The 22,279-nt window shown below is 70.7% G+C and carries 24 protein-coding genes; 16 read left to right on the top strand and 8 right to left on the bottom strand.

The genetic code is table 11. The annotated features are described in order from the left end of the window. Positions 1–85: 85 nt before the first annotated feature. Both ACGF8B_RS23885 and ACGF8B_RS23880 read right to left on the bottom strand, forming a co-directional pair. Positions 86–529 (bottom strand): nucleoside deaminase, encoded by a 444-nt coding sequence (locus ACGF8B_RS23885; RefSeq protein ID WP_385200282.1) that lies wholly within the window; start codon positions 527–529, stop codon positions 86–88. 12 nt (positions 530–541) lie between these two features. Next, positions 542–937, bottom strand: a complete 396-nt coding sequence (locus ACGF8B_RS23880) for a PLD nuclease N-terminal domain-containing protein (protein ID WP_392741913.1) — start codon at positions 935–937, stop codon at positions 542–544. A gap of 189 nt (positions 938–1,126) precedes the next feature. On the opposite strand from ACGF8B_RS23880, the gene ACGF8B_RS23875 reads away from it, so the two are divergent. From ACGF8B_RS23875 to ACGF8B_RS23865, 3 genes are all read left to right on the top strand, one after another. Continuing rightward, on the top strand, positions 1,127–2,584 hold the full coding sequence (locus ACGF8B_RS23875) for a menaquinone biosynthesis decarboxylase (RefSeq protein ID WP_392741910.1): 1,458 nt from the start codon (positions 1,127–1,129) through the stop codon (positions 2,582–2,584). Further along, complete coding sequence (mqnP, locus tag ACGF8B_RS23870) at positions 2,581–3,498, top strand: menaquinone biosynthesis prenyltransferase MqnP (protein ID WP_392741907.1); 918 nt, start codon at positions 2,581–2,583, stop codon at positions 3,496–3,498. The genes ACGF8B_RS23875 and mqnP overlap by 4 nt, the downstream gene beginning before the upstream one ends. Positions 3,499–3,673: 175 nt before the next feature. Continuing rightward, entirely contained in the window at positions 3,674–4,339 is a 666-nt protein-coding gene (locus tag ACGF8B_RS23865) for a DUF4232 domain-containing protein (RefSeq protein WP_392742043.1), read from the top strand. A gap of 27 nt (positions 4,340–4,366) precedes the next feature. Here the strand turns inward: ACGF8B_RS23865 and ACGF8B_RS23860 are convergent, their stop codons facing one another. Continuing rightward, entirely contained in the window at positions 4,367–5,002 is a 636-nt protein-coding gene (locus ACGF8B_RS23860; RefSeq protein WP_392741904.1) for a rhomboid family intramembrane serine protease, read from the bottom strand. A gap of 110 nt (positions 5,003–5,112) precedes the next feature. Between ACGF8B_RS23860 and ACGF8B_RS23855 the strand changes: the two genes are divergently transcribed. After that, on the top strand, positions 5,113–5,805 hold the full coding sequence (locus ACGF8B_RS23855; RefSeq protein WP_392741901.1) for a UbiX family flavin prenyltransferase: 693 nt from the start codon (positions 5,113–5,115) through the stop codon (positions 5,803–5,805). An 8-nt stretch (positions 5,806–5,813) separates the two neighbouring features. Here the strand turns inward: ACGF8B_RS23855 and ACGF8B_RS23850 are convergent, their stop codons facing one another. Then, entirely contained in the window at positions 5,814–5,948 is a 135-nt protein-coding gene (locus tag ACGF8B_RS23850) for a hypothetical protein (protein WP_256260259.1), read from the bottom strand. Positions 5,949–6,080: 132 nt separating this feature from the next. Between ACGF8B_RS23850 and ACGF8B_RS23845 the strand changes: the two genes are divergently transcribed. The 6 genes from ACGF8B_RS23845 (at position 6,081) to ACGF8B_RS23820 (ending at position 11,457) form a co-directional block, all read left to right on the top strand. Continuing rightward, positions 6,081–6,536 carry an Lrp/AsnC family transcriptional regulator gene (locus ACGF8B_RS23845; RefSeq protein WP_093540069.1) on the top strand — a complete coding sequence of 152 codons (456 nt, stop codon included), beginning with the start codon at positions 6,081–6,083 and terminating at the stop codon, positions 6,534–6,536. 94 nt (positions 6,537–6,630) lie between these two features. After that, positions 6,631–7,794, top strand: a complete 1,164-nt coding sequence (gene mqnE / locus ACGF8B_RS23840; RefSeq protein ID WP_266915188.1) for an aminofutalosine synthase MqnE — start codon at positions 6,631–6,633, stop codon at positions 7,792–7,794. 112 nt (positions 7,795–7,906) lie between these two features. Next, positions 7,907–8,443 (top strand): GNAT family N-acetyltransferase, encoded by a 537-nt coding sequence (locus tag ACGF8B_RS23835; protein ID WP_392741895.1) that lies wholly within the window; start codon positions 7,907–7,909, stop codon positions 8,441–8,443. Between the two features lie 135 nt (positions 8,444–8,578). Further along, positions 8,579–8,875, top strand: a complete 297-nt coding sequence (locus tag ACGF8B_RS23830) for a DUF4229 domain-containing protein (protein ID WP_392741892.1) — start codon at positions 8,579–8,581, stop codon at positions 8,873–8,875. A gap of 431 nt (positions 8,876–9,306) precedes the next feature. After that, the gene (locus ACGF8B_RS23825; protein ID WP_392741889.1) at positions 9,307–10,653 is read left to right on the top strand and encodes a dicarboxylate/amino acid:cation symporter; all 1,347 of its coding nucleotides are present in this window, start codon (positions 9,307–9,309) and stop codon (positions 10,651–10,653) included. Positions 10,654–10,815: 162 nt separating this feature from the next. Continuing rightward, positions 10,816–11,457 (top strand): TetR/AcrR family transcriptional regulator, encoded by a 642-nt coding sequence (locus ACGF8B_RS23820; RefSeq protein WP_259930164.1) that lies wholly within the window; start codon positions 10,816–10,818, stop codon positions 11,455–11,457. On the opposite strand, the gene ACGF8B_RS23815 is transcribed toward ACGF8B_RS23820, so the two are convergent. Both ACGF8B_RS23815 and ACGF8B_RS23810 read right to left on the bottom strand, forming a co-directional pair. Next, positions 11,399–12,346: a MaoC family dehydratase gene (locus ACGF8B_RS23815; RefSeq protein ID WP_392741886.1), complete on the bottom strand. Its 948-nt coding sequence runs from the start codon at positions 12,344–12,346 to the stop codon at positions 11,399–11,401. The two genes, ACGF8B_RS23820 and ACGF8B_RS23815, sit on opposite strands and share 59 nt — an antisense overlap. Before the next feature lie 87 nt (positions 12,347–12,433). Continuing rightward, positions 12,434–13,753 (bottom strand): 3-oxoacyl-ACP reductase, encoded by a 1,320-nt coding sequence (locus tag ACGF8B_RS23810; protein WP_392741883.1) that lies wholly within the window; start codon positions 13,751–13,753, stop codon positions 12,434–12,436. Between the two features lie 71 nt (positions 13,754–13,824). On the opposite strand from ACGF8B_RS23810, the gene ACGF8B_RS23805 reads away from it, so the two are divergent. The 6 genes from ACGF8B_RS23805 (at position 13,825) to ACGF8B_RS23780 (ending at position 20,865) form a co-directional block, all read left to right on the top strand. Next, the gene (locus tag ACGF8B_RS23805) at positions 13,825–15,093 is read left to right on the top strand and encodes an acetyl-CoA C-acetyltransferase (protein ID WP_392741880.1); all 1,269 of its coding nucleotides are present in this window, start codon (positions 13,825–13,827) and stop codon (positions 15,091–15,093) included. A 232-nt stretch (positions 15,094–15,325) separates the two neighbouring features. Beyond that, a complete protein-coding gene (locus ACGF8B_RS23800) occupies positions 15,326–17,239 on the top strand; it encodes an AMP-dependent synthetase/ligase (RefSeq protein ID WP_392741877.1) in 1,914 nt (637 codons plus the stop codon). Beyond that, positions 17,236–17,412, top strand: coding sequence for a hypothetical protein (locus tag ACGF8B_RS23795; RefSeq protein WP_392741874.1), 177 nt, complete (start codon positions 17,236–17,238; stop codon positions 17,410–17,412). Before ACGF8B_RS23800 ends, ACGF8B_RS23795 begins: the two co-directional genes overlap by 4 nt. Positions 17,413–17,907: 495 nt before the next feature. Next, on the top strand, positions 17,908–18,771 hold the full coding sequence (locus ACGF8B_RS23790) for an oxaloacetate decarboxylase (RefSeq protein ID WP_392741871.1): 864 nt from the start codon (positions 17,908–17,910) through the stop codon (positions 18,769–18,771). Between the two features lie 140 nt (positions 18,772–18,911). Then, a complete protein-coding gene (locus ACGF8B_RS23785) occupies positions 18,912–19,349 on the top strand; it encodes a hypothetical protein (protein WP_392741868.1) in 438 nt (145 codons plus the stop codon). 382 nt (positions 19,350–19,731) lie between these two features. Next, positions 19,732–20,865, top strand: coding sequence for a PP2C family protein-serine/threonine phosphatase (locus ACGF8B_RS23780; RefSeq protein ID WP_392741865.1), 1,134 nt, complete (start codon positions 19,732–19,734; stop codon positions 20,863–20,865). Between the two features lie 78 nt (positions 20,866–20,943). Here the strand turns inward: ACGF8B_RS23780 and ACGF8B_RS23775 are convergent, their stop codons facing one another. Continuing rightward, entirely contained in the window at positions 20,944–21,750 is an 807-nt protein-coding gene (locus ACGF8B_RS23775) for a hypothetical protein (protein WP_392741862.1), read from the bottom strand. 231 nt (positions 21,751–21,981) lie between these two features. Continuing rightward, positions 21,982–22,200 (bottom strand): VOC family protein, encoded by a 219-nt coding sequence (locus ACGF8B_RS23770; protein ID WP_392741859.1) that lies wholly within the window; start codon positions 22,198–22,200, stop codon positions 21,982–21,984. Positions 22,201–22,279: the final 79 nt, after the last annotated feature.

Here is a 22,279-nt window from a genome sequence, read left to right as displayed (position 1 = left end):
TCACACCGTCAACACGAGCGTATCGCCCGGGTGTTGGGGAGTGGAGGGGATTTTCGAACGTTCCGTGGGCAGGCGCGGCCGGGCGTCAGCCGGCGCCGATGTCCTCGTTCCAGAGGTCGGGGTGGTCACGCACGAACTCCCGCATGAGCGCGACACATTCGGCGTCGTCGAGCAGCACGATCTCCACCCCGTGCCGGGCCAACCAGTCGTGCCCGCCGCTGAACGTGCGCGCCTCGCCGATCACCACCCGCGAGATCCCGAACTGCCGCACGAGCCCGCTGCAGTACCAGCACGGGGAGAGCGTCGTCACCATCGTCGTACCGCGGTACGAACGCTGCCGCCCGGCGGCGCGGAACGCGGCGGTCTCCGCGTGCAGCGACGGATCGCCGTCCTGGACACGGCGGTTGCGACCACGGCCGAGCAGGGTGCCGTCCGCCCCGTACAAGGCGGCACCAACAGGAACACCGCCCTCGCCAAGACCCGTACGGGCCTCGGCGAGGGCGGTGGCGAGCATCGTCGTGTCGTCCATCGTCGTGGGGAGCTACTCGCCGGAGGCGCTCGGGCTGTCGCCGTTCTCGCGGCGCTTCAGCTCCTCCTCGCGGCGGCGCAGGTCGGCCTCCCAGTCCTTGAGGAGCGACTCGTCCTTCTTGTTCTCGTCCTTCAGCGCGTTCAGGAACTCCGGATTGTCGTCCGGCGCCACCCACTGCGAACGGTGGTTGCGGTGCCACTCGGACGGCGTACGGCCCCCGGCGGGCGCGTGGCGCATCTTGCCCGCGGCCAGCCAGACGATCGGGCCGACGATCCAGAACAGCAGGATGATGAAGACCCAGGCGATCTTCGGCAGGTGCTTGGCCTCGTCCTCGGGGGTGTTCAGGCAGTCGATGAACGCGTAGATCGTCAGCGCCAGAGGCAGGAGATAGATCAGGGCCCGGAACATGATGGAAAGGTCCCCCTGAGGAGAGTTGGCGGGGCTTGTCCCGCCCCGGTTGGGGCCCAGGGTATCCGGTGGCCGTGACATACCACGGAGAGCGGGGTGAACCGGCCGGGGTGCGGGGGCGCGCGGGTCACGGCCGGCCGGGGTGGGGCCCCCGGGGTGATCGGCGACGGTGATGACAAACTGGACGGCATGGCTTACGACGATCTTCGTTCCCTCCTCCGGGCCCTGGAGCGCGAGGGCGAGCTCAAGCGCATCAAGGCCGAGGTCGACCCCTACCTGGAGGTCGGCGAGATCGTCGACCGGGTGAACAAGGCGGGCGGCCCCGCGCTGCTCTTCGAGAACGTCAAGGGGTCCTCGATGCCCCTGGCCATGAACGTCTTCGGTACCGACAAACGGCTGCTCAAGGCGCTCGGCCTGAAGTCGTACGCAGACATCAGCGACAAGATCGGCGGGCTGCTCAAGCCGGAGCTGCCGCACGGCTTCGTCGGGGTGCGGGAGGCCTTCGGGAAGCTCGGCTCGATGGTGCACGTGCCGCCGAAGAAGGTGAAGCAGGAGAGCGCCCCGGTGCAGGAGGTCGTCCTCACCGGCGACGACGTGGATCTGGACCGGCTGCCCGCGCTCTTCACCTGGCCCGAGGACGGCGGCTCCTTCTTCAACCTGGGGCTCACCCACACCAAGCACCCGGAGACCGGTGTGCGGAACCTGGGGCTGTACCGGCTCCAGCGGCACGACAAGCGCACCATCGGGATGCACTGGCAGATCCACAAGGACAGCCGCAACCACTACCAGGTCGCCGCCAAGCGGGGCGAGCGGCTGCCGGTCGCCATCGCGTTCGGCGCCCCGCCCGCGGTGACGTACGCCTCCACCGCGCCGCTGCCGGGGGACATCGACGAGTACCTCTTCGCCGGGTTCATCCAGGGCAAGCGGATCGAGATGGTCGACTGCAAGACCGTGCCGCTCCAGGTGCCGGCGCAGGCCGAGGTCGTCATCGAGGGCTGGCTGGAGCCCGGCGAGATGCTTCCCGAGGGCCCGTTCGGCGACCACACCGGTTTCTACACGCCGCAGGAACCGTTCCCCGCGCTGACCATCGACTGCGTGACCATGCGGAAGCGTCCACTGCTCCAGTCGATCGTGGTGGGCCGGCCGCCGACCGAGGACGGGCCGCTGGGGCGGGCCACCGAGCGGTTCTTCCTGCCGCTCCTCAAGATCATCGTGCCGGACATCGTGGACTACCACCTGCCCGAGGCGGGCGGCTTCCACAACTGTGCGATCGTCTCGATCGACAAGAAGTACCCGAAGCACGCCCAGAAGGTGATGAGCGCGATCTGGGGCGCGCACATGATGTCGCTGACCAAGCTGATCGTGGTCGTGGACTCCGACTGCGACGTCCACGATCTGCACGAGGTGGCCTGGCGGGCGCTCGGCAACACGGACTACGCGCGGGACCTGACCGTCACCGAAGGGCCGGTCGACCATCTCGACCACGCCTCCTACCAGCAGTTCTGGGGCGGCAAGGCGGGCATCGACGCGACGAGGAAGTGGCCCGAGGAGGGCTACACCCGGGACGGGGGCTGGCCGGAGATGGTCGAGTCCGACCCCGAGACGGCGGCGAAGGTCGACCGCCGGTGGAAGGAATACGGACTGTGAGCGCCGCCGAAGCAGCACTGGGCTCAGGGCCCGTACATCCGACCGGCAAGGTCAAGGCGTTCCTGCGGCTCGTGATGATCGAGCACTCGGTCTTCGCGCTGCCCTTCGCGTACATCGCCGCCCTGACCGCGATGTTCCGGGCGGACGGGTCCATCCACTGGGTCACACTGCTGCTCGTCACCGTCGCGATGGTGGGGCTGCGGACCTTCGCGATGGCCTGCAACCGGATCATCGACCGGGAGATCGACGCCCGGAACCCGCGCACCGCGAGCCGGGAGCTGGTCACCGGGGCGGTCTCGGTGAAGTCGGCGTGGACGGGGGCGCTCGCCGCCGTCGTCGTCTTCCTCGGCGCGGCCGCGCTGCTGAACCCGCTCTGCCTGGCGCTCGCGCCGGTCGCCGTCGTGCCGATGGTGGTCTATCCGTACGGCAAGCGGTTCACCCACTACCCGCACGCCATCCTCGGTGTCGCGCAGGCCATAGGGCCGATCGGTGCCTGGCTGGCGGTGACCGGCAGCTGGTCGTGGGAGGCGGTGATCCTCGGTCTCGCGGTCGGGATCTGGATCGGTGGCTTCGACCTGATCTTCGGCTGCCAGGACGTCCAGGCGGACCGGGCGCACGGGGTGCGTTCGGTGCCGGCCCGGTTCGGCATTCCGGCCGCGCTGTGGGGCGCCCGGGTCTGCCACGCGGTGACGACCGGGCTGCTGGTCTGGTTCGGGCTGGCCACCGGGGCCGGGCTCTTCTACTGGATCGGCATGGTGATCGTCGCCGTCGCGTTCGTGTACGAGCACCGGGTGGTGCGGCCGCACGATCTGTCCCGGCTGAACCGGGCGTTCTTCTCGGTCAACGGGTTCATCGGGATCGCGCTCTTCGCCTGCGCGCTGCTGGATCTGCTGGTGCGGGGCCTGACGGTCTGAGCCGGTTCCGGGCGTGTCCGGCGGCGTGTGTAACAGGGATGTCTTAGGGCTGTATTAGGGAGCGGCCGGGCGGAACGTGTTGCCCGGCCGGGTGGCTCTAGGTGATCAGGAACGCCCGCTCGTGCATACCCGCACCGAGCGACTGTCACCTCCCACCGATCCTGAGGACGAAATGATGCGCGTACGCAAGCTCACCTTCGCAGCCCTGGCCGTTGCCGCAGGTCTTTCGCTCACGGCCTGTCAGAACGGCGAGGACGACCTGGGACAGAGTGCCCCGCCGGCGGCGTCCGGCGCGGCTTCCACGAACGGTGGTTCGGGTTCCGACGATTCGGGTTCGGGTGGCTCGGAGCAGGGTGGCGGGAAGGACTCCGACGGGAAGGGCACGGCTGCCGGGACCGGGGCGAACGCGAGCAGCAAGGTCGGCAAGTGCCGTACCGACGAGCTGGAGATCACGGCGTCGGACAGCACCGTCGGTGGTGACACCGAGGGGACGGTGGCGGTGGAGCTGAAGAACGGCGGGGGCCGGGACTGTCTGCTCTCCGGGTACGCGGGTGTCGATCTGAAGACGAGTGCGGGGTCGCTGTCGGCGGTGCGTACGGGTGAGAAGTCGACGCCGATGACGCTGAAGGACGGGAAGTCGGTGTACTTCGGTGTCAGCTACCCGGTCAACGACTCGGGTGGTTCCGGTGTCCGGGTCACGGGTCTGGTGGTGACCCCGCCGGACGAGACGAAGTCGGTCACCCTCGACTGGCCGGGTGCCGCGTCGCTGCCCGTCACGGACGGTTCCGGTTCCCAGGTGAAGGTCGGCCCGATGGGCAGCGCCGGCCAGGGCGAGGGCTGACCCGGACGCACCGGCTCCGCCCGCGCTCTACGGTATGAGCGGCCGAACGGGCGTCGCCGTGCTCCGGCCGCGCGCGGGGCGGCGGAAGACGAACGCCGCCGCCACACCCGCCGCCAGCCCGAAGAGGTGCCCCTGCCAGCTGACCGAGGTGTTGGCGGGGGAGATCCCCACCAGGATCGACGAGCCCCATATCGCGCCGATCAGCAGTCCGGCGCCGACGTCGAGCATTCTGCGGTCCACGAAGCCCCGGACCAGCAGATAGCCGAAGAGGCCGAAGACCAGTCCTGACGCGCCCGCCGTGTTGGAGCCGCTCGGCGAGACCAGCCAGACGCCGAGCCCGTCGACCACGATGATCATCGCGGCCACGGCGGCGAATCTGCGGACACCGCTGAGCGCGGCGAGGAAGCCGAAGACCAGCAGCGGCACGCTGTTGGAGGCGACATGGCCGAAGCCGAAGTGGATGAACGACGCGGGCACCACGTCCAGCAGCTCGGCGGCCCGGCGGGGCTCTATCCCGAAGCCGTCCAGCGAGTGACCGGTCGAGGCGTCGACGATTTCGAGCAGCCAGAGGAAGGCCACCCAGCCCAGCATCAGCCCGGCCGCGGTCCTCGCACGCCCGCCCGTACCCCATGCCGGTGCGGATCGGTCCGGCGTCACGGCCATCGTGCCCCCTGGTGTCCCCTGATGTTCCCGGTCGCCCCTGCTCCCGACCCTGGAACGACCGGGGCACCTTACTCGGTTCCGGTTTCGCACCGCCGGATAGGCTCGGGTATGTGAATTCCGGGACTTCAGTAAGTCAGCACCAGCGACAGCCTTGGATTGTCGGGGTTTCAGGCGCTTCGGGCACCCCTTTCGCCGCTGCCGTGCTGCGCGGCCTGCTGGCCGCCGGGGAGAGCGTCGACCTGGTGGTGAGCCGGGCCTCGCGGCTGACCCTGCTGGACGAGACCGGGATCGCCTTCCGCGACGCGCACTGGCGGGAGGACCTGCGCGGCTGGCTGGCGCGCGGGGCGGACGGGAAGCCGCACACCTTTGATGTGGACGTCGACGACGTACGGCACTGGGCGGCCGGTGACCTCGCGGCGGGACCGTCCTCGGGTTCGTACCCGGCGAAGGGGATGCTGATCGTCCCGGCCTCGACGGCCTGTGTGGCCGGAGTGGCGCTCGGGCTCTCGAAGGATCTGCTCCAGCGGGCCGCGAGCGTGACGCTCAAGGAGCGGCGGAAGCTGGTCGTCGCGGTGCGGGAGACTCCGCTGAACGGTCAGACGCTGAAGCATCTGGTGAGCCTGGACGAGGCGGGCGCCGTGGTGCTGCCCGCCTCTCCGGCGTTCTACGCGGGGGCGACGCACATCCAGGATCTGGTGGACTTCGTCGCCGGGCGGGTACTGGACGCGGCGGGGGTGCCGCACGACCTGTACCGCCGGTGGGAGGGGGAGCTCGGTGGCGGCTCCCGCGACTCCCGTGGCTGAGCCTTTGGTCAGCGCTTCTTCATGGCGCGCGGCTTACGGGTCCGGTCGACCCGGTGCGCGGCGGCGGGCTGGTGGGCACGCGAGCGGTTGGCCAGGTCCTGCAGCTCGCGCATTCGGGCGTAGGCCATCTCGATCGTGTACACGGTGTTTTCACTCCTGAAGATTCGAAAGCATTTTTTGGATGTTGTGGAAGATTTGCAGGCGATGAAGCCTGCATGCCTTAGATTCTACACATAGACTCGCGATACTGCTGAACAATGGAAGGTTTCAGTCACATGGACGCGGTGGACAGGCAGCTCATCCAGGCCCTCAGAGAGAACGGCAGGGCCTCGTACGCCGAGCTGGGACGGCTCGTCGGGCTCTCCGGGCCCAGCGTCACCGACCGCATCAACCGGCTGGAAACCGCCGGTGTCATCACCGGCTACCGCGCCACCGTCGACGCCGCCTCCCTCGGGCTCGGGGTCACGGCCCTGATCGGGATCTCGCTCTCCGACGCGGCCGATCACGAGGACGTGGCGCGCCGGCTGAAGGACCTGGCGGAGATCGAGGACGCCTGGTTCATCGCGGGTGACGACTCGTACATGCTCAAGGTGCGCGTCGGTGACGTGGACGGTCTGGAGAAGACCATCCGCCGGCTCAGCGGCACGCGGGGTGTCTCGCGCACCCGGACCACGATCGTGCTCTCCACCAAGTGGGAGAACCGGGTCGGGGAACTTCCCGAGGAGTCGTAGGCGTAACGTGGTGGAGCCCCCGGGGACCGGGGGTTTCGCCCGGTGTCAACCGTCCGGGAAACGCACAGCACGTCGACAACTGGGAGGCAGCCGCATGGACGTCGGGCTCAAGCGCGAGCTGGAGGAGAAGGTCCGCGCAGGAGAGCGGCTGACCCGTGAGGACGGCATCGCCCTCTACGAGTCGGACGACCTGGCCTGGCTCGGCGGCCTCGCCCACGAGGTGCGGACGCGGCTGAACGGTGACGTCGTGCACTTCAACGTCAACCGGCACCTCAACATGACGAACGTGTGCACCGCGTCGTGCGCGTACTGCTCGTTCCAGCGCAAGCCGGGCGAGAAGGACGCGTACACCATGCGCATCGAGGAGGCCGTCCGCCTCGCGAAGGCGATGGAGGGCGAGAACCTCACCGAGCTGCACATCGTCAACGGGCTGCACCCCACGCTGCCCTGGCGCTACTACCCGCGCTCGCTCTCCGCCCTGAAGGAAGCCCTGCCGCAGGTCTCCCTCAAGGCGTTCACCGCCACCGAGATCCACCACTTCGAGACCATCTCCGGGCTCTCCGCCTCCGAGATCCTGGACGAGCTGATCGAGGCCGGACTGGAGTCGCTGACCGGCGGCGGCGCGGAGATCTTCGACTGGGAGGTCCGTCAGCACATCGTGGACCACGCCACCCATTGGGAGGACTGGTCGCGGATCCACCGCCTGGCGCACGAGAAGGGTCTCAAGACCCCGGCGACCATGCTGTACGGGCACATCGAGGAGCCCCGGCACCGCGTCGACCACGTGCTGCGGCTGCGTGAGCTCCAGGACGAGACGAACGGCTTCCAGGTCTTCATCCCGCTGCGCTACCAGCACGACTTCGTGGACATGAAGGACGGCAAGGTCCGCAACAAGCTCCAGGCGCGCACGACGATGGCGACCGGTGCCGAGGCGCTGAAGACCTTCGCGGTCTCCCGGCTGCTCTTCGACAACGTCCCGCACGTCAAGGTCTTCTGGGTGATGCACGGGGTGCAGACCGCCCAGCTCGCGCTGCAGCACGGTGCGGACGACATGGACGGCTCGGTCGTCGAGTACAAGATCACGCACGACGCGGACAACTACGGCACGCCGAACAAGCTCGGCCGTGAGGACCTGCTGGACCTGATCCGCGACGCGGGCTTCCGCCCGGTCGAGCGCAACACCCGGTACGAGATCCTCCGCGAGTACCCGGGCCCGGACGCGGGGCGGCGCGAGTCGCCGCAGCCGATGCGCGTCTGACCCGCGAGTCCCCAGCAGTCCAGATGTACGGGAGCCCCGGCCGTCGGCCGGGGCTTTCTCGCGTTCTGGACAGGGTTTGGGGCGACGCTTCGGTAATGGTTAGTCTGCGCTTATGGCGCTTACATTCGAGCTGGACCCCGAGGTCGACGGCACGCTGCGGGACGGCATCACCGAGCTGTGGACCGAAGTCTCCGAAGCGGGCGGCGCGGTCGGCTTCGTGCCGCCCGTCACGGCCGACGACATCCGGCCCGAGCTGGACAAGCATCTGGACGCCATGGCCGAGGGGCGCACCCGCCTGCTGATCGGCCGCGACGAGGACGGTGCCGTCGCCGCCACGGTCTTCCTCGCCCTCAACACCCACCGGCTGATGCGCCACTGGCTCTGGCTCTACACGGTGATGGTCCACCCCCGTCACCAGGGCAAGGGCTACGGGCGCGATCTGATGGACGCCGCGGAGCGGGCGGCCCGGGGGATGGACGGGATCGAGTCCGTCCGGCTCAGCTGCCGCGGCGGCACCGGCGTCGACCGGTTCTACGCCTCCTGCGGATACAAGGAGGTCGGACGGGTGCCGGACGCGATCCGGGTGGCCGACGGGGACGACCGCGACGACATCATCATGCTGCTGTCGCTCGGGCCTGTCCGACCCTGATCCGCCGGACGGTCCCAGGGCTCCGGGAGCCCGCGTGCCCCTTTGGCGGAGCCCTGCGAACTGATCGATTCCGGGGCATGCTTCACTGGTCGGGCAGGATCGAAGGACCGTCATACGTTGAGAGAGAGGCCAACTGTGTCCGCTGCCAAGCCGAGCGCGACAATTCGGTACACCGCGATGCGCCTCAGTATCTTCGTCGGCTGCTTCGCCATCGCCGCCGTGGCCGTGCACTTCGGTCTGCTGCCCTCCGGGTCGAACGGCTCGAATCTCGTCTGGGTGATCCTGCTCGCCCTGGTCCTGTCCGCGCCGCTGAGCTACGTGCTGCTGCGCAAGCAGCGCGACGAGATGTCCGAGCAGATCGTGTCCAAGGTCGACCGCGCCAAGGAGCGCCTGGAGGCGAACCGGACCCGCGAGGACCACGTCACTTCCTGACCGTGACGGCGGGGACGTGAGCGTTCCGTAGGGGCTACGTAAGCTTCCTCACACCCGCACTGTTTCCGTTCGAAACCCCAGCGCCGGAGCGTTCGCTCCTGCACTGGGGTTTTGTCGTTCCCGCGGGGGGTCGGGGCGCGGTGGCGGCGGCAGCGGCGGGCGGCCGGGGTCAAAGAAGGCCTTTGAGGTTCTCAAAGTTCAAGTGTTAACGTGTTCGACGTGAAGACAGCAGTGCGCCATCGATTCGCCGCGAGCGTCCCGCTCGTGGAGCGCCTGCATGTCGATCTCTGCCGCTGTATGTCCGCGGTCTGTTGCCGCAACGTCTGAACCGGCACCATGCAGCGGCGCCGCCCCTGACGCGGGCGCCGCACCCCCCGTCCCCCGCACAGTCGTCCCCGTGCGCCCCGATGCGTCACATCTGGAGTGTGTCCGTGTCCGCGAACCCCGCGTCCACCGCTGCCGGCAGTCCGTCCGGCTCCGGTTTCCGTATACCCAAGGTCCCGTTCTGGGCCCAGATAGTCGCCGGCCTCGTCCTCGGTGTCGTACTCGGCTGGATCACGCGTACGTACGACATCGCCTGGCTCTACACCACGCTCGACAAGGTCGGCCACATCTTCATCCAGCTGCTGAAGCTGGCCGTCGCGCCCCTCGTCTTCTTCGCGATCCTGGTGTCGATCACCAACCTCCGCAAGGTCAACAACGCCGCCCGGCTGGCCACCCGCACCCTGCTCTGGTTCATGATCACCTCGCTGATCGCGGTCGCCATCGGCCTCACGATCGGCCTGATCACCAACCCGGGCTCCGGAACGGGCCTCACGCCGAAGGACGGCAAGCTGCCGGAGCACGCGGGCTCCTGGCTCGACTTCCTGACCGGCATCATCCCGGACAACGTGATCACCCCGTTCACCGAGCTGAACGTGCTCCAGATCGTCTTCATGGCGGCCGTCGCCGGCATCGCGGCGCTCCAGCTCGGCGAGAAGGCCCAGCCGATCCTCACCCTCAGCGAGTCCGTCCTGGAGCTCCTCCAGAAGGCCCTGTGGTGGGTCATCCGCCTCGCCCCCATCGGCACCGTCGGCCTCATCGGCTACGCGATCGCCGACTACGGCTGGGACCTGATCGGCAAGTACGCGACCTTCACCGCCGACGTCTACATCGGCTGCGCCCTGGTGCTGTTCGGTGTGTACCCGCTGCTGCTCGCCACCGTCGCCAAGCTCAGCCCGGTGCAGTTCTTCAAGGGCGCCTGGCCGGCGATCCAGCTGGCCTTCGTCTCCCGCTCCTCGGTCGGCACCATGCCGGTCACGCAGAAGGTCACCGAGCGGCTCGGCGTCCCGAAGGAGTACGCCTCCTTCTCCGTCCCGTTCGGCGCCACCACCAAGATGGACGGCTGCGCCGCGATCTACCCGGCGCTGGCGGCGATCTTCATCGCGCAGATCTTCGACGTCCAGCTGGGTGTCGGTGACTACGTCCTGATCGCGTTCGTCTCGGTGATCGGTTCGGCGGCCACCGCCGGTCTCACCGGCGCGACGGTCATGCTGACCCTCACCCTGTCGACGCTGGGCCTCCCGCTGGAGGGTGTCGGCCTGCTCATGGCCATCGACCCGATCCTGGACATGATGCGCACGGCCACCAACGTGGCGGGCCAGGCGCTGGTCCCGGTGATCGTCGCGGCCCGCGAGAAGATCCTCGACCACGACGCGTACAACTCGGCCACGTCCTCCCCGGTCGACGGCGACGAGGTGCGCGCGAGCGAGCCGCAGAAGGTGGCGGTCGCCGCGTAACCACGCACAGACACGGCACACAGGAGCGCCCCCGGTCCGCCTCGCGGCAGGACCGGGGGCGCTCCTGCGTACTACGGGGTGGAGGCCCGCGCCGTACCCTTACCGGGGAGTGGCACACGGGGGTGGGAGGAAGTCGACGTGGGTGCTGTGAAGAGCAAACGGATGCCGCGGGCCGTGCGCGAGCAGCAGATGATGGACGCCGCCGTGCAGACCTTCGGGCAGCGTGGCTACCGGGCCGCCTCGATGGACGAGATCGCCGAGCTGGCGGGGGTGTCCAAGCCGCTGGTCTATCTGTATCTCAACTCCAAGGAAGAGCTCTTCACCGCCTGCATCAGGCGGGAGGCGAAAGCGCTGGTCGAAGCGGTGCGGGCAGGGGCGGAGCCGGGGCTGCCGGCCGACCGGCAGCTGTGGTCCGGGCTGCGGGCGTTCTTCACGCACACGGCGGAGCACCCGGACGGCTGGGCGGTGCTGCACCGCCAGGCGCGTACGCACGGGGAGCCGTTCGCCGACGAGGTGACGGCGATGCGGGACGAGATCGTTGCTTTCGTGACGGAGCTGATCGGCGCCGCGGCGCGCGAGGCGCACCACGACCCGGCGCTCCCCGACCGCGATGTGTCGGGGCTCGCGCAGGCGCTCGTGGGGGCCGCGGAGTCGCTCGCCGGGTGGGCGAACGAGACCCCGGGCGTCTCGGCGAAGGAGGCCGCGGCCACCCTGATGAACTTCTCCTGGGCGGGGCTGGAGAACCTCATGAACGGCCGTCCCTGGCAGCCGCCGGGTCCGGCGCGCGGAGGATCCGGCCGGTGAGGTGGAGGCGGCCGGCGGAGCGCAACTGGAAGCCGGTGGCGTCCGCCGCGTAGGTGACGGTGGCGGGCAGCAGGACGGGGGCCCTGAAGTCGGCCCGCACGGCGTGGACTTCGTCGGGGTCCGGTGTCTCGGCCAGGCAGCGGGCGACGGTCCACATGCCGTGGGCGATGGCCCGGGGGAAGCCGAAGAGCCGGGCGGTGAGCGGATGGAGGTGGATGGGGTTCCGGTCGCCGGAGGCGGCGCCGTACCGCCGTCCCAGATCGCCGGGCAGCCGCCACTCGGCGACGGCGGGAAGTTCCGGGAGTGGGGTCGTGTCCCTTGTGGCGGGGGTGGTGCCCGTCGCGGTGGCGGTGGTGTCCCGTGCGGTGGTGGCGTCCCGCGTGGCGTCGGTGGTGTCCCGTGCGGTGGTGGCCGGGGCCGCAGGGGTGGTCGTGACCGTCGGGTGCCGGGAGAGGTAGCCGCTGCGGGACTCCCAGACCAGCTCGCCCGCCAGCCGCGCCTCGGTGACCATCGTGACTTCGGTGCCGCGCCGGTGAGGCGCCAACCCATCTGCGTACACCGTGAGTTCGAGCAGGTCAGCGGGCCGCAGGGGGCGGTGCCGGTTGATCTCGATCCAGGTGTGGACGAGGCCGACGACCGGGAGCGGGAACCTCCGGGCGGTCATCAGCCGCATGGCGAGCGGGAAGCCCAGCACGTGCGGGTAGGTGAGCGGCAGGGTGTCCGACTCGGCGAAGCCGCAGATCCGGCGGTACGAGGAGAGCGGGGCGGCGGCGATCGGTGCGGCCGGCCGCACGGACCGTTCGGCGGGCAGGGTGGCCCCCGGGCGGCCGGCCCTCTTGAACGGGGACGTGACGGCCGCCCGCGCGAGTGACACGTTCAGATTCGGCATGGGTTCACATCCCGGGGGAGGCCGGCCCTCTCGTGCGTGGACGTGACAGCTGCCCGTGCGGGTGACCCGTTCGGATTCGGCACGGTGTCACGCCCCCAGCAGGCTCTGGCCGCAGACCCGTACGACCTGGCCGTTGACGGCCGTCGAGGCGGGCTGGGCGAACCAGGCGGTAGTCTCGGCGACGTCGACCGGGAGGCCGCCCTGGGCGAGGGAGTTCATCCGGCGGCCCGCCTCCCGGATGAGGAGGGGGACGGCCGCGGTCATCTTCGTCTCGATGAAGCCGGGGGCCACCGCGTTGACCGTGACGTCGTGGTCGGCGGCGGCGCGCGGGGCCAGTGCGCGGACCAGCCCGATGATGCCCGCCTTGCTCGCCGCGTAGTTCGTCTGGCCGTTGTTGCCCGCGATGCCGGCGATGGACGCGGTGGCGACGATCCGGCCGCCGCGGTTGACGGTGCCCGCCTTGAGCAGGGCGTCGGTGGTGCGCAGCACGCTGTCGAGGTTCACGTCGACGACCGAGGCCCAGCGTTCGGCCGGCATGTTGGCGAGGCGGCGATCGCGGGTGATGCCCGCGTTGTGGACGAGGACGTCGAGGCCGCCGGGGGCCGCGGCGGCGATCCGTTCCGCGGCGTCGTCCGCGGTGATGTCCAGCGGCAGCGCGGTGGCGCCGAGCGCGTCGGCGGTCCGGGCCAGTTCGTCCCCGGTCCCCGGGACGTCCAGGCAGATCACCCGGGCGCCGTCGCGGGCCAGCACCGAGGCGACCGAGGCGCCGATGCCGCGCGCCGCGCCGGTGACCAGGGCGGTGCGCCCGGCGAGCGGGGCGGTCCAGTCGGCGACCGGGCCGGGGACGGCGGCGGTCAGCTCGATCACCTGGCCGCTGATGTACGCGGAGCGGGGCGAGAACAGGAATCGCAGGGTGGATTCGGCGGCGCCGACGGCTTCCGGGGCGATGCGGAGCAGTTGTACGGTGGCGCCCCCGCCGATCTCCTTGCCCAGCGAGCGTACGAACCCCTCCAGCGCCTGCTGGGCGGCGGCCTGATGGTGGTCGTCGGCCGACGGCCGCACCCCCAGCACCACGACGCGCCCGCCCGGGGCGAGGGAACGGATCACCGGGTGCAGCGCCGCGTGGACCCCGGCCAGCTTGCCGGGGGTGTCGACGGCCGTCGCGTCCAGCACGATCCCGGCGGGGCGTTCGGCGCGCGCGGTGACGTCGAGGCCGGTGGCGGCGAGGAGCGCGCCGAGCTCGCCGGTGGCCGCGGAGTCCCCGGCGGTGAGGTGCAGCAGTGGGCCGTCCAGCGCCGGGGTCCGCGGTGACCAGCGGCGCAGCGGGGCGGGCTGCGGGAGTCCGAGCCTCCGGGTGAGAAATCGGCCGGGTGCTGTGCCGGTGAAGTGCAGATAGCGGTCGGCCATTGTCCTGACTCCCTGCTCGGTCGTAGATTTACTCCAGAGTAAGGTTACTCAAGAGTCAGGAGCTGGTCGAGATGATTCCCCTCGAACTCCCGCGGCCCCGCAGGGTCGCGGTCATCGGCGGCAGCCGCGTCCCGTTCGCGCGCTCGGACGGCCCCTACGCGCACTCCTCCAACCAGCAGCTGCTCACGGCCGCGCTGGGCGGGCTGGTCGAGCGGTTCGGGCTCCAGGGGGAGCGGGTCGGTGAGTTCGTGGCGGGCGCCGTGCTCAAGCACAGCCGCGACTTCAACCTGGCCCGGGAGACCGTGCTCGGCTCGGCGCTCGACCCGCGCACCCCCGCGTACGACATCCAGCAGGCGTGCGGCACCGGTCTCCAGGCGGTCGTCGCCGCGGCGGACAAGATCATGCTCGGGGCGGTCGACTCGGCGATCGCGGGCGGCACCGACACCACCAGCGACGCTCCCCTCGGCGTCAACGACGAGCTGCGCCGGCTGCTGCTCGACGCCCGGCGGGCGAAGTCGGCGGGGGCCAGGATCAAGGCGCTCGCGGGCGTACGCCCCCGGCACCTGGTCCCGGACATGCCGCGCAACGCGGAACCCCGCACCGGCCTCTCGATGGGCGAGCACGCGGCGGTCACGGCCCGCCGGTGGGGCATCACCCGCGAGGACCAGGACCTCCTCGCCGCCACCAGCCACCAGCGGCTCGCGGCCGCGTACGAGCGTGGCTTCCTGGACGGCCTCGTGGTCCCGTTCCGGGGGTTGACCCGTGACCAGAACCTCCGCCCCGGCTCCACCGCCGCGAAACTCGCCACGCTGAAGCCGGTGTTCGGCACCGGCCACCCCGACGCGACGATGACCGCGGGCAACTCCACCCCGCTCACCGACGGCGCCGCGACCGTACTGCTGGCGAGCGAGGAGTGGGCCCGCGCGCACGGCCTGGAGCCGCTCGCCTACCTGTCCATGTACGAGACGGCGGCTGTGGATCATGTGAACGGCGACGACGGACTCCTGATGGCTCCGGCGTACGCCGTGCCGCGCATGCTGGAGCGCGCCGGGCTCACCATCGAGGACTTCGACCTGTTCGAGATCCACGAGGCCTTCGCCTCCCAGGTGCTGGCCACCCTCGCGGCCTGGGAGAAACAGGGCCTGGCCCCGGTCGACCGGGACCGGCTCAACGTCGCCGGATCCTCGCTCGCCACCGGCCACCCGTTCGCCGCGACCGGCGCCCGGATCGTCGCCACCCTCGCCGAGCTCCTGGCGGAGCGCGGCGGACCGTCCCGGGGCCTGATCTCGATCTGCGCGGCGGGCGGCCAGGGCGTCACGGCGATCCTCGAACGCCCCTGACACCCCTCGCACCCCTGACACACCCCCTCTCCGAGCCGCTGACACACCCCTCTCCGCACCCCTGGTGCACCCACTTTCCGCACCCCTGATACCGCCCCGCCCCGCCCCCCGGCGTCTGTCACGCCTCCGACGCCTCCACGTCCCCACGCCTCCGACGCCCATGACGCCTCATACGCACCGGCCGCCGGACGGACCCGGCGAGATCACCCGACCCCACGTTGAGGAGCCGCACGTGTCCACGCCATCCACCGCCCCCGCCACTGCCGCCGCCCCCGTCCTCGTCGAGCCGACGAAAGTCAGGGCCGCCGACGGCTCGGTGCGACAGGTCTCCGTACCGCCGGCCGCGCCGCCCGTGCGCCGCGGCTCGCTCGCCGAGATCCCGTTCGACAACGCCCGCGAGGCCCCCGCCGACGCCGTGCTCAGCCGCAAGCAGCCGGACGGCGACTGGCGGGACGTGAACGCGGCGGACTTCGCGGCTGAGGTGCTCGCCGTCGCCAAGGGGCTGATCGCGGAGGGCCTCGGTGCCGGCGACCGGATCGCGATCATGGCCCGTACCACCTACGAGTGGACCCTGCTCGACTTCGCGGCCTGGGCCGCCGGCCTCGTCACCGTCCCCATCTACCCGACCTCCTCCGCCTTCCAGACCCGCTGGATCCTCCAGGACTCCGGCGCCGTCGCGTGCGCCGTCGAGACCGCGGACCAGGGTCGGCTGATCAGTCAGGAGCGCAGGCAGCTCGGCGACCTGGCCCACCTGTGGCAGTTCGACACGGGCGCGCTGGGCCGGCTGAAGACCCTCGGCCGGGACGTCCCCGACGACGTCGTCGCCGCCCGCCGCGCCACGCTGGAGCCGGAGACCCCCGCCACCCTCATCTACACCTCCGGCACCACCGGCCGCCCCAAGGGCTGTGTGCTCAGCCACGGCAACTTCTTCGCCGAGGTCGACAACGCGATCGAGCTGCTCCACCCGGTCTTCAAATCGGTCAGCAAGGATCCCGCCTCCACCCTGCTCTTCCTCCCGCTCTCCCATGTCTTCGGGCGGATGGTCGCGATCGGCTGCCTGCGTGCCCGGGTCCGCCTCGGCCACGCCCCGTCCATACGGACCGAGGACCTGCTCGCCGACCTGGCGGGGTTCGGGCCGACGTTCCTGCTGGCCATCCCGTACGTGCTGGAGAAGGTCTACAACACCGGCCGCGCCACCGCCGAGAAGATGGGCCGCGCCTCGTCGTTCGACCGCGCCGCGCGGATCGCCCAGCGGTACGGGGAGGCCGTCGAGGCCGCCGAACACGGCACCGGCCCCGGTCCGGGGCTGGGCCTGCGGGCCGCCCGCGCACTGTACGACCCGCTGGTCTACCGCCGGATCCGGGCCGCGCTCGGCGGCCACGTCCGGTACGCGATCTGCGGCGGCTCCCCGCTGGGCCACCGGCTCGCGGCGTTCTACGCGGGCGCGGGCATCGAGATCTTCGAGGGATACGGCCTTACCGAGACCACCGCCGCCGCCACCGTCACCCCGCCGCTCAAGCCGCGCCTGGGCACCGTCGGCTGGCCGCTGCCGGGCACCGCCGTGCGGATCGCGGACGACGGCGAGGTGCTGCTCAGCGGCGGTCAGGTGTGTCAGGGCTACTGGGACGCCGAACAGGGCCGGCCGGTGTCCGTGCAGGAGGGCGGCTGGTTCGCCACCGGAGACCTGGGCGCGCTCGACGAGGACGGCTACCTCACGATCACCGGCCGCAAGAAGGACATCATCATCACCTCCGGCGGCAAGAACGTCACCCCGGCGCCCCTGGAGGACTGGCTGCGCGCCCACCCTCTGGTCAGCCAGTGCATGGTGGTCGGCGACAACCGCTCCTTCATCACCGCACTGATCACCCTGGAGCCCGACGGGCTCGCCCACTGGCGGCAGATGAAGAAGAAGCAGAACGTGCCGATGCGGGAACTCGTCGACGACGAGGAGCTGCGCACCGCGCTGCAACGCGCCGTCGACGAGGCCAACCGGCTGGTCTCCCGCGCGGAGTCGATCCGCAAATTCGCCGTCCTGCCCGTGGACTTCACCGAGGAGAGCGGGCATCTGACCCCCTCGCTGAAGCTGAAGCGAGCCGCGATCGCCCGGGACTTCGAGGCGGAGATCGAGGCGCTGTACCGGAAGTGAGCGACACCGGAGCGGCGCCCGCCCAGCACCGCGGGCGGGCGCCCGCGCACGTCGTCGCGCACCCGGAGAGGTGCGGTTCGACGACGCCGGAGCGGACCGGCCCGACGCCCGGGGCGCTCACGGAGCGACTGGAAAACTATGTGGTGCATCTGCTCGAACAGTTCGACCGGTAGATCCGCCGCCGGCGTTCCCCGGAGAGGTGGAACGTTCCTGCTCAAGCGGTCCCGCGAAACGCCGGACGACGCTCTTCCGCGCTTTCGTCATGGCGATCCCGTAAAACGTCAACACAGCGTGTACACAGGGAATTCGATGCTTTCCCGAGTTGCTGTTTCGGATGATCCGAAAGGAAGCAACCGCCGGATTCCGCGCGCCTCCGACAAGCCCCCGGCGCACTCCTGAGAAGCCTCGCACGCAGGGTAAAAAGCGGCGCGTCCCTGAGTAAAGACACAGTCATGGCTGTATAGATATACGCGTCTTCGCAAGAGGGCAGCCTTTTGCGTCCTGTGCGGGCGGCTGGAATGCCGCTGCCTCTTTTTGGTGGGCGAGTCCGCGCGCGGTGTTCCCGCACCCGCGCCGTCAGAGACTCGGGGGTCGGTATCGACGGAGCCCGCAGCACCCGGGACGACATCGCTCAACACCCGTTCATCCATTGGTCAAGGAGAGACGCTGTGAGTTACGGAACTGCGCTGAGGGACGAAGTCCGGTCCCCGGGAACGACTCCGCTCATCGGTATCTACGACATGTACTCGGCCTCCGTCGTGGCCCGGCACTACGAAGGGTTCTTCGTGTCCGGCTTCGGCTTCGCCGCCTCCCACTACGGGCTCCCCGACATCGGCTTCATCGCCTGGCCGGACATGGTGGCCTTCGTGGAGCGGCTGCGGCTGGCCTTCCCCACCCACCACCTGCTGGTGGACATCGACGACGGCTATGTCGACCCCGAGGTGGCCTGCCACGTGGTGCAGCGGCTGGAGCGGATCGGCGCCTCCGGCGTGATCCTGGAGGACCAGAAGCGTCCGCGCAGGTGCGGCCACGCGGACGGCAAGCAGGTGCTGCCGCTGGAGGAGTACCTGGAGAAGCTCAACCTCGTACTGGAGAGCAGGCGGGACCTGGTGGTCGTGGCCCGCACGGACGCCACGGAGGAGTCGGACATCCTGCGCCGCGCCGAGGCGCTGGCCTCGACGGACGCCGATGTCGTCCTGGTCGACGGGGTGCGCAGCATCGAGTGGATCAAGCGGATCCGGGAGGTGGTCGGTGACAAGCCGCTGCTCTTCAACCAGATCGCGGGCGGCAAGTCGCCCAGGCTCTCGCTCTCCGAACTCACCGACCTGGACTGCCAGGTGGCCATCTACAGCACGCCCTGTCTCTTCGCCGCGCACGCGGCCATCGACAGCGCGCTGACGGACCTCAAGCGGTCCGACGGGCGGCTTCCGGAGTTCGTGCCCGCCGAGGGGATCGGGGTGCAGCGCTCGACGGAACTGCTGGAGAAGAACATCAGCAGGCACCACCCCGCCCGCGAGTCCGTGACCGTCTGATCCGGACGCCCGCCGGGTGCGGTCGGCCCGGCTGGTCACCGAAGGTCCGAATGCCGGGCCTCGACGGTGCGTCACCGCGCACCGCGGGGCCCCGGCTTGCTGTGCACCACAGGCACGAAGCGAGAAGGAAGAGCGGGAACATGGGATTCACCTCGTCGAAGGCGCGCGCGGCCCTGGTGGTCGTCCTCGGGGCGCTCTGCCAGGGCCAGTTGGCCGCCGGAGGGGCCTGGGCTGACGCCCCCGACGGCGGAATGGAGACGCACCACGGTCCGTCCCTGGTCACCATCGACAACTCCAACGCCGACTCCTGGCTGGAGGTGGACCGGACGCTCAATGTGCTGGGCCCCCTGAGCAAGGGCACGGCGGGCAGCGACCACGACGGCGGCGGGGGTGCCATCGACCAGAACGTGTCGACCTCGCAGGGTGTGGGCGTCCAGGCCGCGCCCGACGAGAGCGAGGACGAGGAAGAGGAGGAAGAGGGCGGGGCGGCGCCGGGGAGCGCGCGGGCTCCCGAGAGCGCGGCGACCGGTGGGGACGACGACGAGGGCGACGCCGACGACGACGCCGGCCGGCCGTAGCTGCTTCTTCGCCCCCTGCCCGATGGTGTGACGTCAGGTATCACGATGGCCCCGCGCCCGCGTCTCCGGTATCCGCCGCGACCGGCGGCGACGGCCGGAGGGCGACGCCGGCCGCGACACCGGCGGCCGCCCGGTTGTCCGAACCCCGGAGGCCGACCGGTGGGCGACGCCGGCCGTGACACCGGCGGCCGCCCGGTTGCCAGCACCCTGGAGGCCGGCCGGTGGGCGGAGACGGTGCGCCTCATCGGGGTGCGACGCCCCGCCGGCGCGGCGCGTCACGCTGTGCGACCGCTCCGGACCGGCGCGGCGGCATCCGGAGGCGGGTGCCGCGTAAATCCGACATGGTGTAGGTGGGATCTCACCGTGTCCAGGCGGGACAGTCATGAAGCAACCAGAGATCGATTACCGAGCGGTTTTCCAGGCGCTTCCGGGGGCGGTGGCCCTCCTGACCCCGGAGCTGTACTTCGCGGACGTCAACGAGGAGTGGCTGCGCGTGGTGAGCCGCAGCCGTGCGGATGTCATCGGCCACTACATGCCCGATGACTACGCCGACCGGCCGAACCATCCCAACGCGGCCGTGGCGCGCAACATCGGGGAGTCGCTGCGGCGGGTCGTGCGGACCGGACGGGCCGAGACCATGGAGCTCCAGCGGTTCGACCCGCCGGACGACGACATCGCCACCGTCCGGCCCAGGGCGGTGGAGGAACGCTTCTGGAGCATGACCAACATTCCCGTCCCCGGCGCGGACGGCCGGGTCGCGCTGCTGCTGCACCGGGTGGCGGAGGTGACCGAGCTGATCCAGGCCCGTGCGGTCGCGCTCAGCCTCCAGGAGGCGATGCTGCCCGCCCCGCGTACGGTCGGACGTCACCCGGTGGCCGTGCGCTACCGGCCGGCCGTCCGGGCACTGGAGGTGGGCGGCGACTGGTACGACCTGGTGGAGCTGCCGGACGGGCGCCTCGGGGTCGCGGTGGGCGACGTGGTCGGTCACGGACTGTCGGCGGCCACCGTCATGGGGCAGTTGCGCAGCGCTCTCAGTGCCGCCTCCCGCTCCTGCGGCGGCCCGGCCCGCGCTCTGGAGATCCTGGAGCTGTACGCCGACTCCGTGGTGGGGGCCGAGAACACGACGGTGGCCAGCGCGCTCATCGACTGGGACGCCCGCCGCATCACGTACAGCGTCGCCGGTCACCTGCCGCCGGCCCTGCTGCGGGGCGACGGCACCGTGGAGTTCCTGGACCGGGCCACCGATCCGCCGCTCGGCGCCCGCTGTGAACCGGGACCCTGGCCTCAGGCGACGGTGCCCTTCACCGAGGGCGCCTTCCTCGTGCTCTACACCGACGGCCTGATCGAGCGCCGGAACGAGGACATCGACACCGGCCTCTCCCGGCTCGCCGCCGCGCTGACCCGCCACCACGGGGCGGGGGGCGGGGCCGAGACGCTCGCCGACGCGCTGTCGGCGGACCTCCTGCCGGCGGCGGGCGCCGATGACGACACGGCCCTCGTCGTCGTCCCGCTGTAGGAGCCTGTCCGCCCGCGTCCCGGGCCCCGGACGCCGGGCCCGGGACGCGGGACGTGACAGGTCTGCGCGCCCACCTGCCTACTCGGGCGCCTCGATCGTCACCGGCTTGCCCAGGTCGTAGAAGTGCTGCGTGGTCGTGCTCATCACGCCGCCCGCCTGGGACTCGGCCTGACCGCCGTAGGGCGTGAAGTCGTCCCCGAACCAGAGAATGTGCTCCCGCACGGCCGCGCCCAGGAACGTGTACGGCTTCTTGTTCACGATCCGCCATGCCGTGACGTCCTCCCCGTTCTCCAGGGAGATCACGGGCCGCTCCTGCTCGACGGTCCACTCCGGCGCCGACGCGATCATCTGGGCCGTCATCTCCGGATCGGCGAGCGCGCGGTAGAGCTTCCCCGTGGCGGCCACGATCTGCTCCTGCGGGTCACTGCTGCTCTTGTCCCCCTTGACCCACTTGCCGAGCCCCGGTGTCTTGATCCACTCGTCCTCGCCCTTGAAGACGTACGCCTTCTCCCCCTCCGGCCCCGTCATCGAGCCGGCCAGCGCGGACTCGTCTCCGAAGATGAACCGCGAGGTCCCCGACTCGTCCCCCGACTGCACGGACTCGGTCCCCGATCCGTACGCCTTGAGGGCGGCCACCAGACACTTCGACAGGGCCGAGCCGGCGAGGGTCGTACCGCCCTTGAGCTGGAGTCCGTCGCACTCGGCCGGGGTGGCGAAGGCCGGGGACGACTCCTTCGGGCTGTCGCTCGCGTGCGTGGGCCGGTCGGACGACGATTCCGGGCGCGTCGGCTCGGCCGACCCGTCCGACGAGGAGCAGCCGGCCAGGAGGCCGACTGCGAGGAGGGTGCCTATGCACACGTAGGGGCGAAGACGTCGAGGTCTCATGTTGTTCGAACTCCACTGGTCACGGACGGCCCGCGACCGCAGACCGTCTTATGGGCTCTCGCAAGTGAATCCACAGCCCCGCACCACTGGTCGTGAAGGTGTTCGCCTCACGGACCGCAGGTGCGGGCCCTGGAATCCTAACGACCGGGGCAGACATCCCATTTCACCGGCCGGTCCGGCCGGTCGGACCGCCGGGGAGCCGCCTGAACGGCCAGGAGCGGCCGAGGGCGGTCAGGGGCGGTCGGCGGCCGGTTCGGGCGGGCCGGCCACGCCGACGCGTGCCTCGTTGCCCTCGGGGTCGGCCAGTACCCGGTTCGAGGGTGCGCCTGCGTTGTTCACCGGGCGGCGGCCGCCCGCGAGCGCCGCGGCCGTCCGGGCCTCGGCCTCGTCGCACGGCACCCATGCACAGGCATGGCCCCGGTCGCGCTGCGGGCGCGGGTCCGACAGCACCCGCTGCCGGGCGGCCCCTCCCCGCCTCTTGTCTGATGCAGCATCAGGTACGACGATGGCCCCGCGCCGTCATGTGACG

The sequence above is a fragment of the Streptomyces sp. NPDC047917 genome, from assembly GCF_043204345.1.
In the GTDB taxonomy this organism is placed as follows: Bacteria; Actinomycetota; Actinomycetes; order Streptomycetales; family Streptomycetaceae; genus Streptomyces; species Streptomyces sanglieri.
The sequence above is the reverse complement of the archived record's forward strand: the minus strand, read 5'-3'. Positions and strand labels throughout refer to the sequence as shown.

Excerpts from the sequence above, each read along its gene's own strand:
- ACGF8B_RS23815 (WP_392741886.1), bottom strand. The coding sequence starts at position 12,346 with ATGCCGAATCTGAACGTGTCACTCGCGCGGGCGGCCGTCACGTCCCCG.
- ACGF8B_RS23835 (WP_392741895.1), top strand. The coding sequence starts at position 7,907 with ATGGCGCTTACATTCGAGCTGGACCCCGAGGTCGACGGCACGCTGCGG.
- ACGF8B_RS23785 (WP_392741868.1), top strand. The coding sequence starts at position 18,912 with ATGGGATTCACCTCGTCGAAGGCGCGCGCGGCCCTGGTGGTCGTCCTC.
- mqnE (WP_266915188.1), top strand. The coding sequence starts at position 6,631 with ATGGACGTCGGGCTCAAGCGCGAGCTGGAGGAGAAGGTCCGCGCAGGA.
- ACGF8B_RS23875 (WP_392741910.1), top strand. The coding sequence starts at position 1,127 with ATGGCTTACGACGATCTTCGTTCCCTCCTCCGGGCCCTGGAGCGCGAG.
- ACGF8B_RS23845 (WP_093540069.1), top strand. The coding sequence starts at position 6,081 with ATGGACGCGGTGGACAGGCAGCTCATCCAGGCCCTCAGAGAGAACGGC.
- ACGF8B_RS23810 (WP_392741883.1), bottom strand. The coding sequence starts at position 13,753 with ATGGCCGACCGCTATCTGCACTTCACCGGCACAGCACCCGGCCGATTT.
- ACGF8B_RS23865 (WP_392742043.1), top strand. The coding sequence starts at position 3,674 with ATGCGCGTACGCAAGCTCACCTTCGCAGCCCTGGCCGTTGCCGCAGGT.
- ACGF8B_RS23860 (WP_392741904.1), bottom strand. The coding sequence starts at position 5,002 with ATGGCCGTGACGCCGGACCGATCCGCACCGGCATGGGGTACGGGCGGG.
- ACGF8B_RS23880 (WP_392741913.1), bottom strand. The coding sequence starts at position 937 with ATGTTCCGGGCCCTGATCTATCTCCTGCCTCTGGCGCTGACGATCTAC.
- ACGF8B_RS23805 (WP_392741880.1), top strand. The coding sequence starts at position 13,825 with ATGATTCCCCTCGAACTCCCGCGGCCCCGCAGGGTCGCGGTCATCGGC.
- ACGF8B_RS23780 (WP_392741865.1), top strand. The coding sequence starts at position 19,732 with ATGAAGCAACCAGAGATCGATTACCGAGCGGTTTTCCAGGCGCTTCCG.
- ACGF8B_RS23775 (WP_392741862.1), bottom strand. The coding sequence starts at position 21,750 with ATGAGACCTCGACGTCTTCGCCCCTACGTGTGCATAGGCACCCTCCTC.
- ACGF8B_RS23885 (WP_385200282.1), bottom strand. The coding sequence starts at position 529 with ATGGACGACACGACGATGCTCGCCACCGCCCTCGCCGAGGCCCGTACG.
- ACGF8B_RS23820 (WP_259930164.1), top strand. The coding sequence starts at position 10,816 with ATGCCGCGGGCCGTGCGCGAGCAGCAGATGATGGACGCCGCCGTGCAG.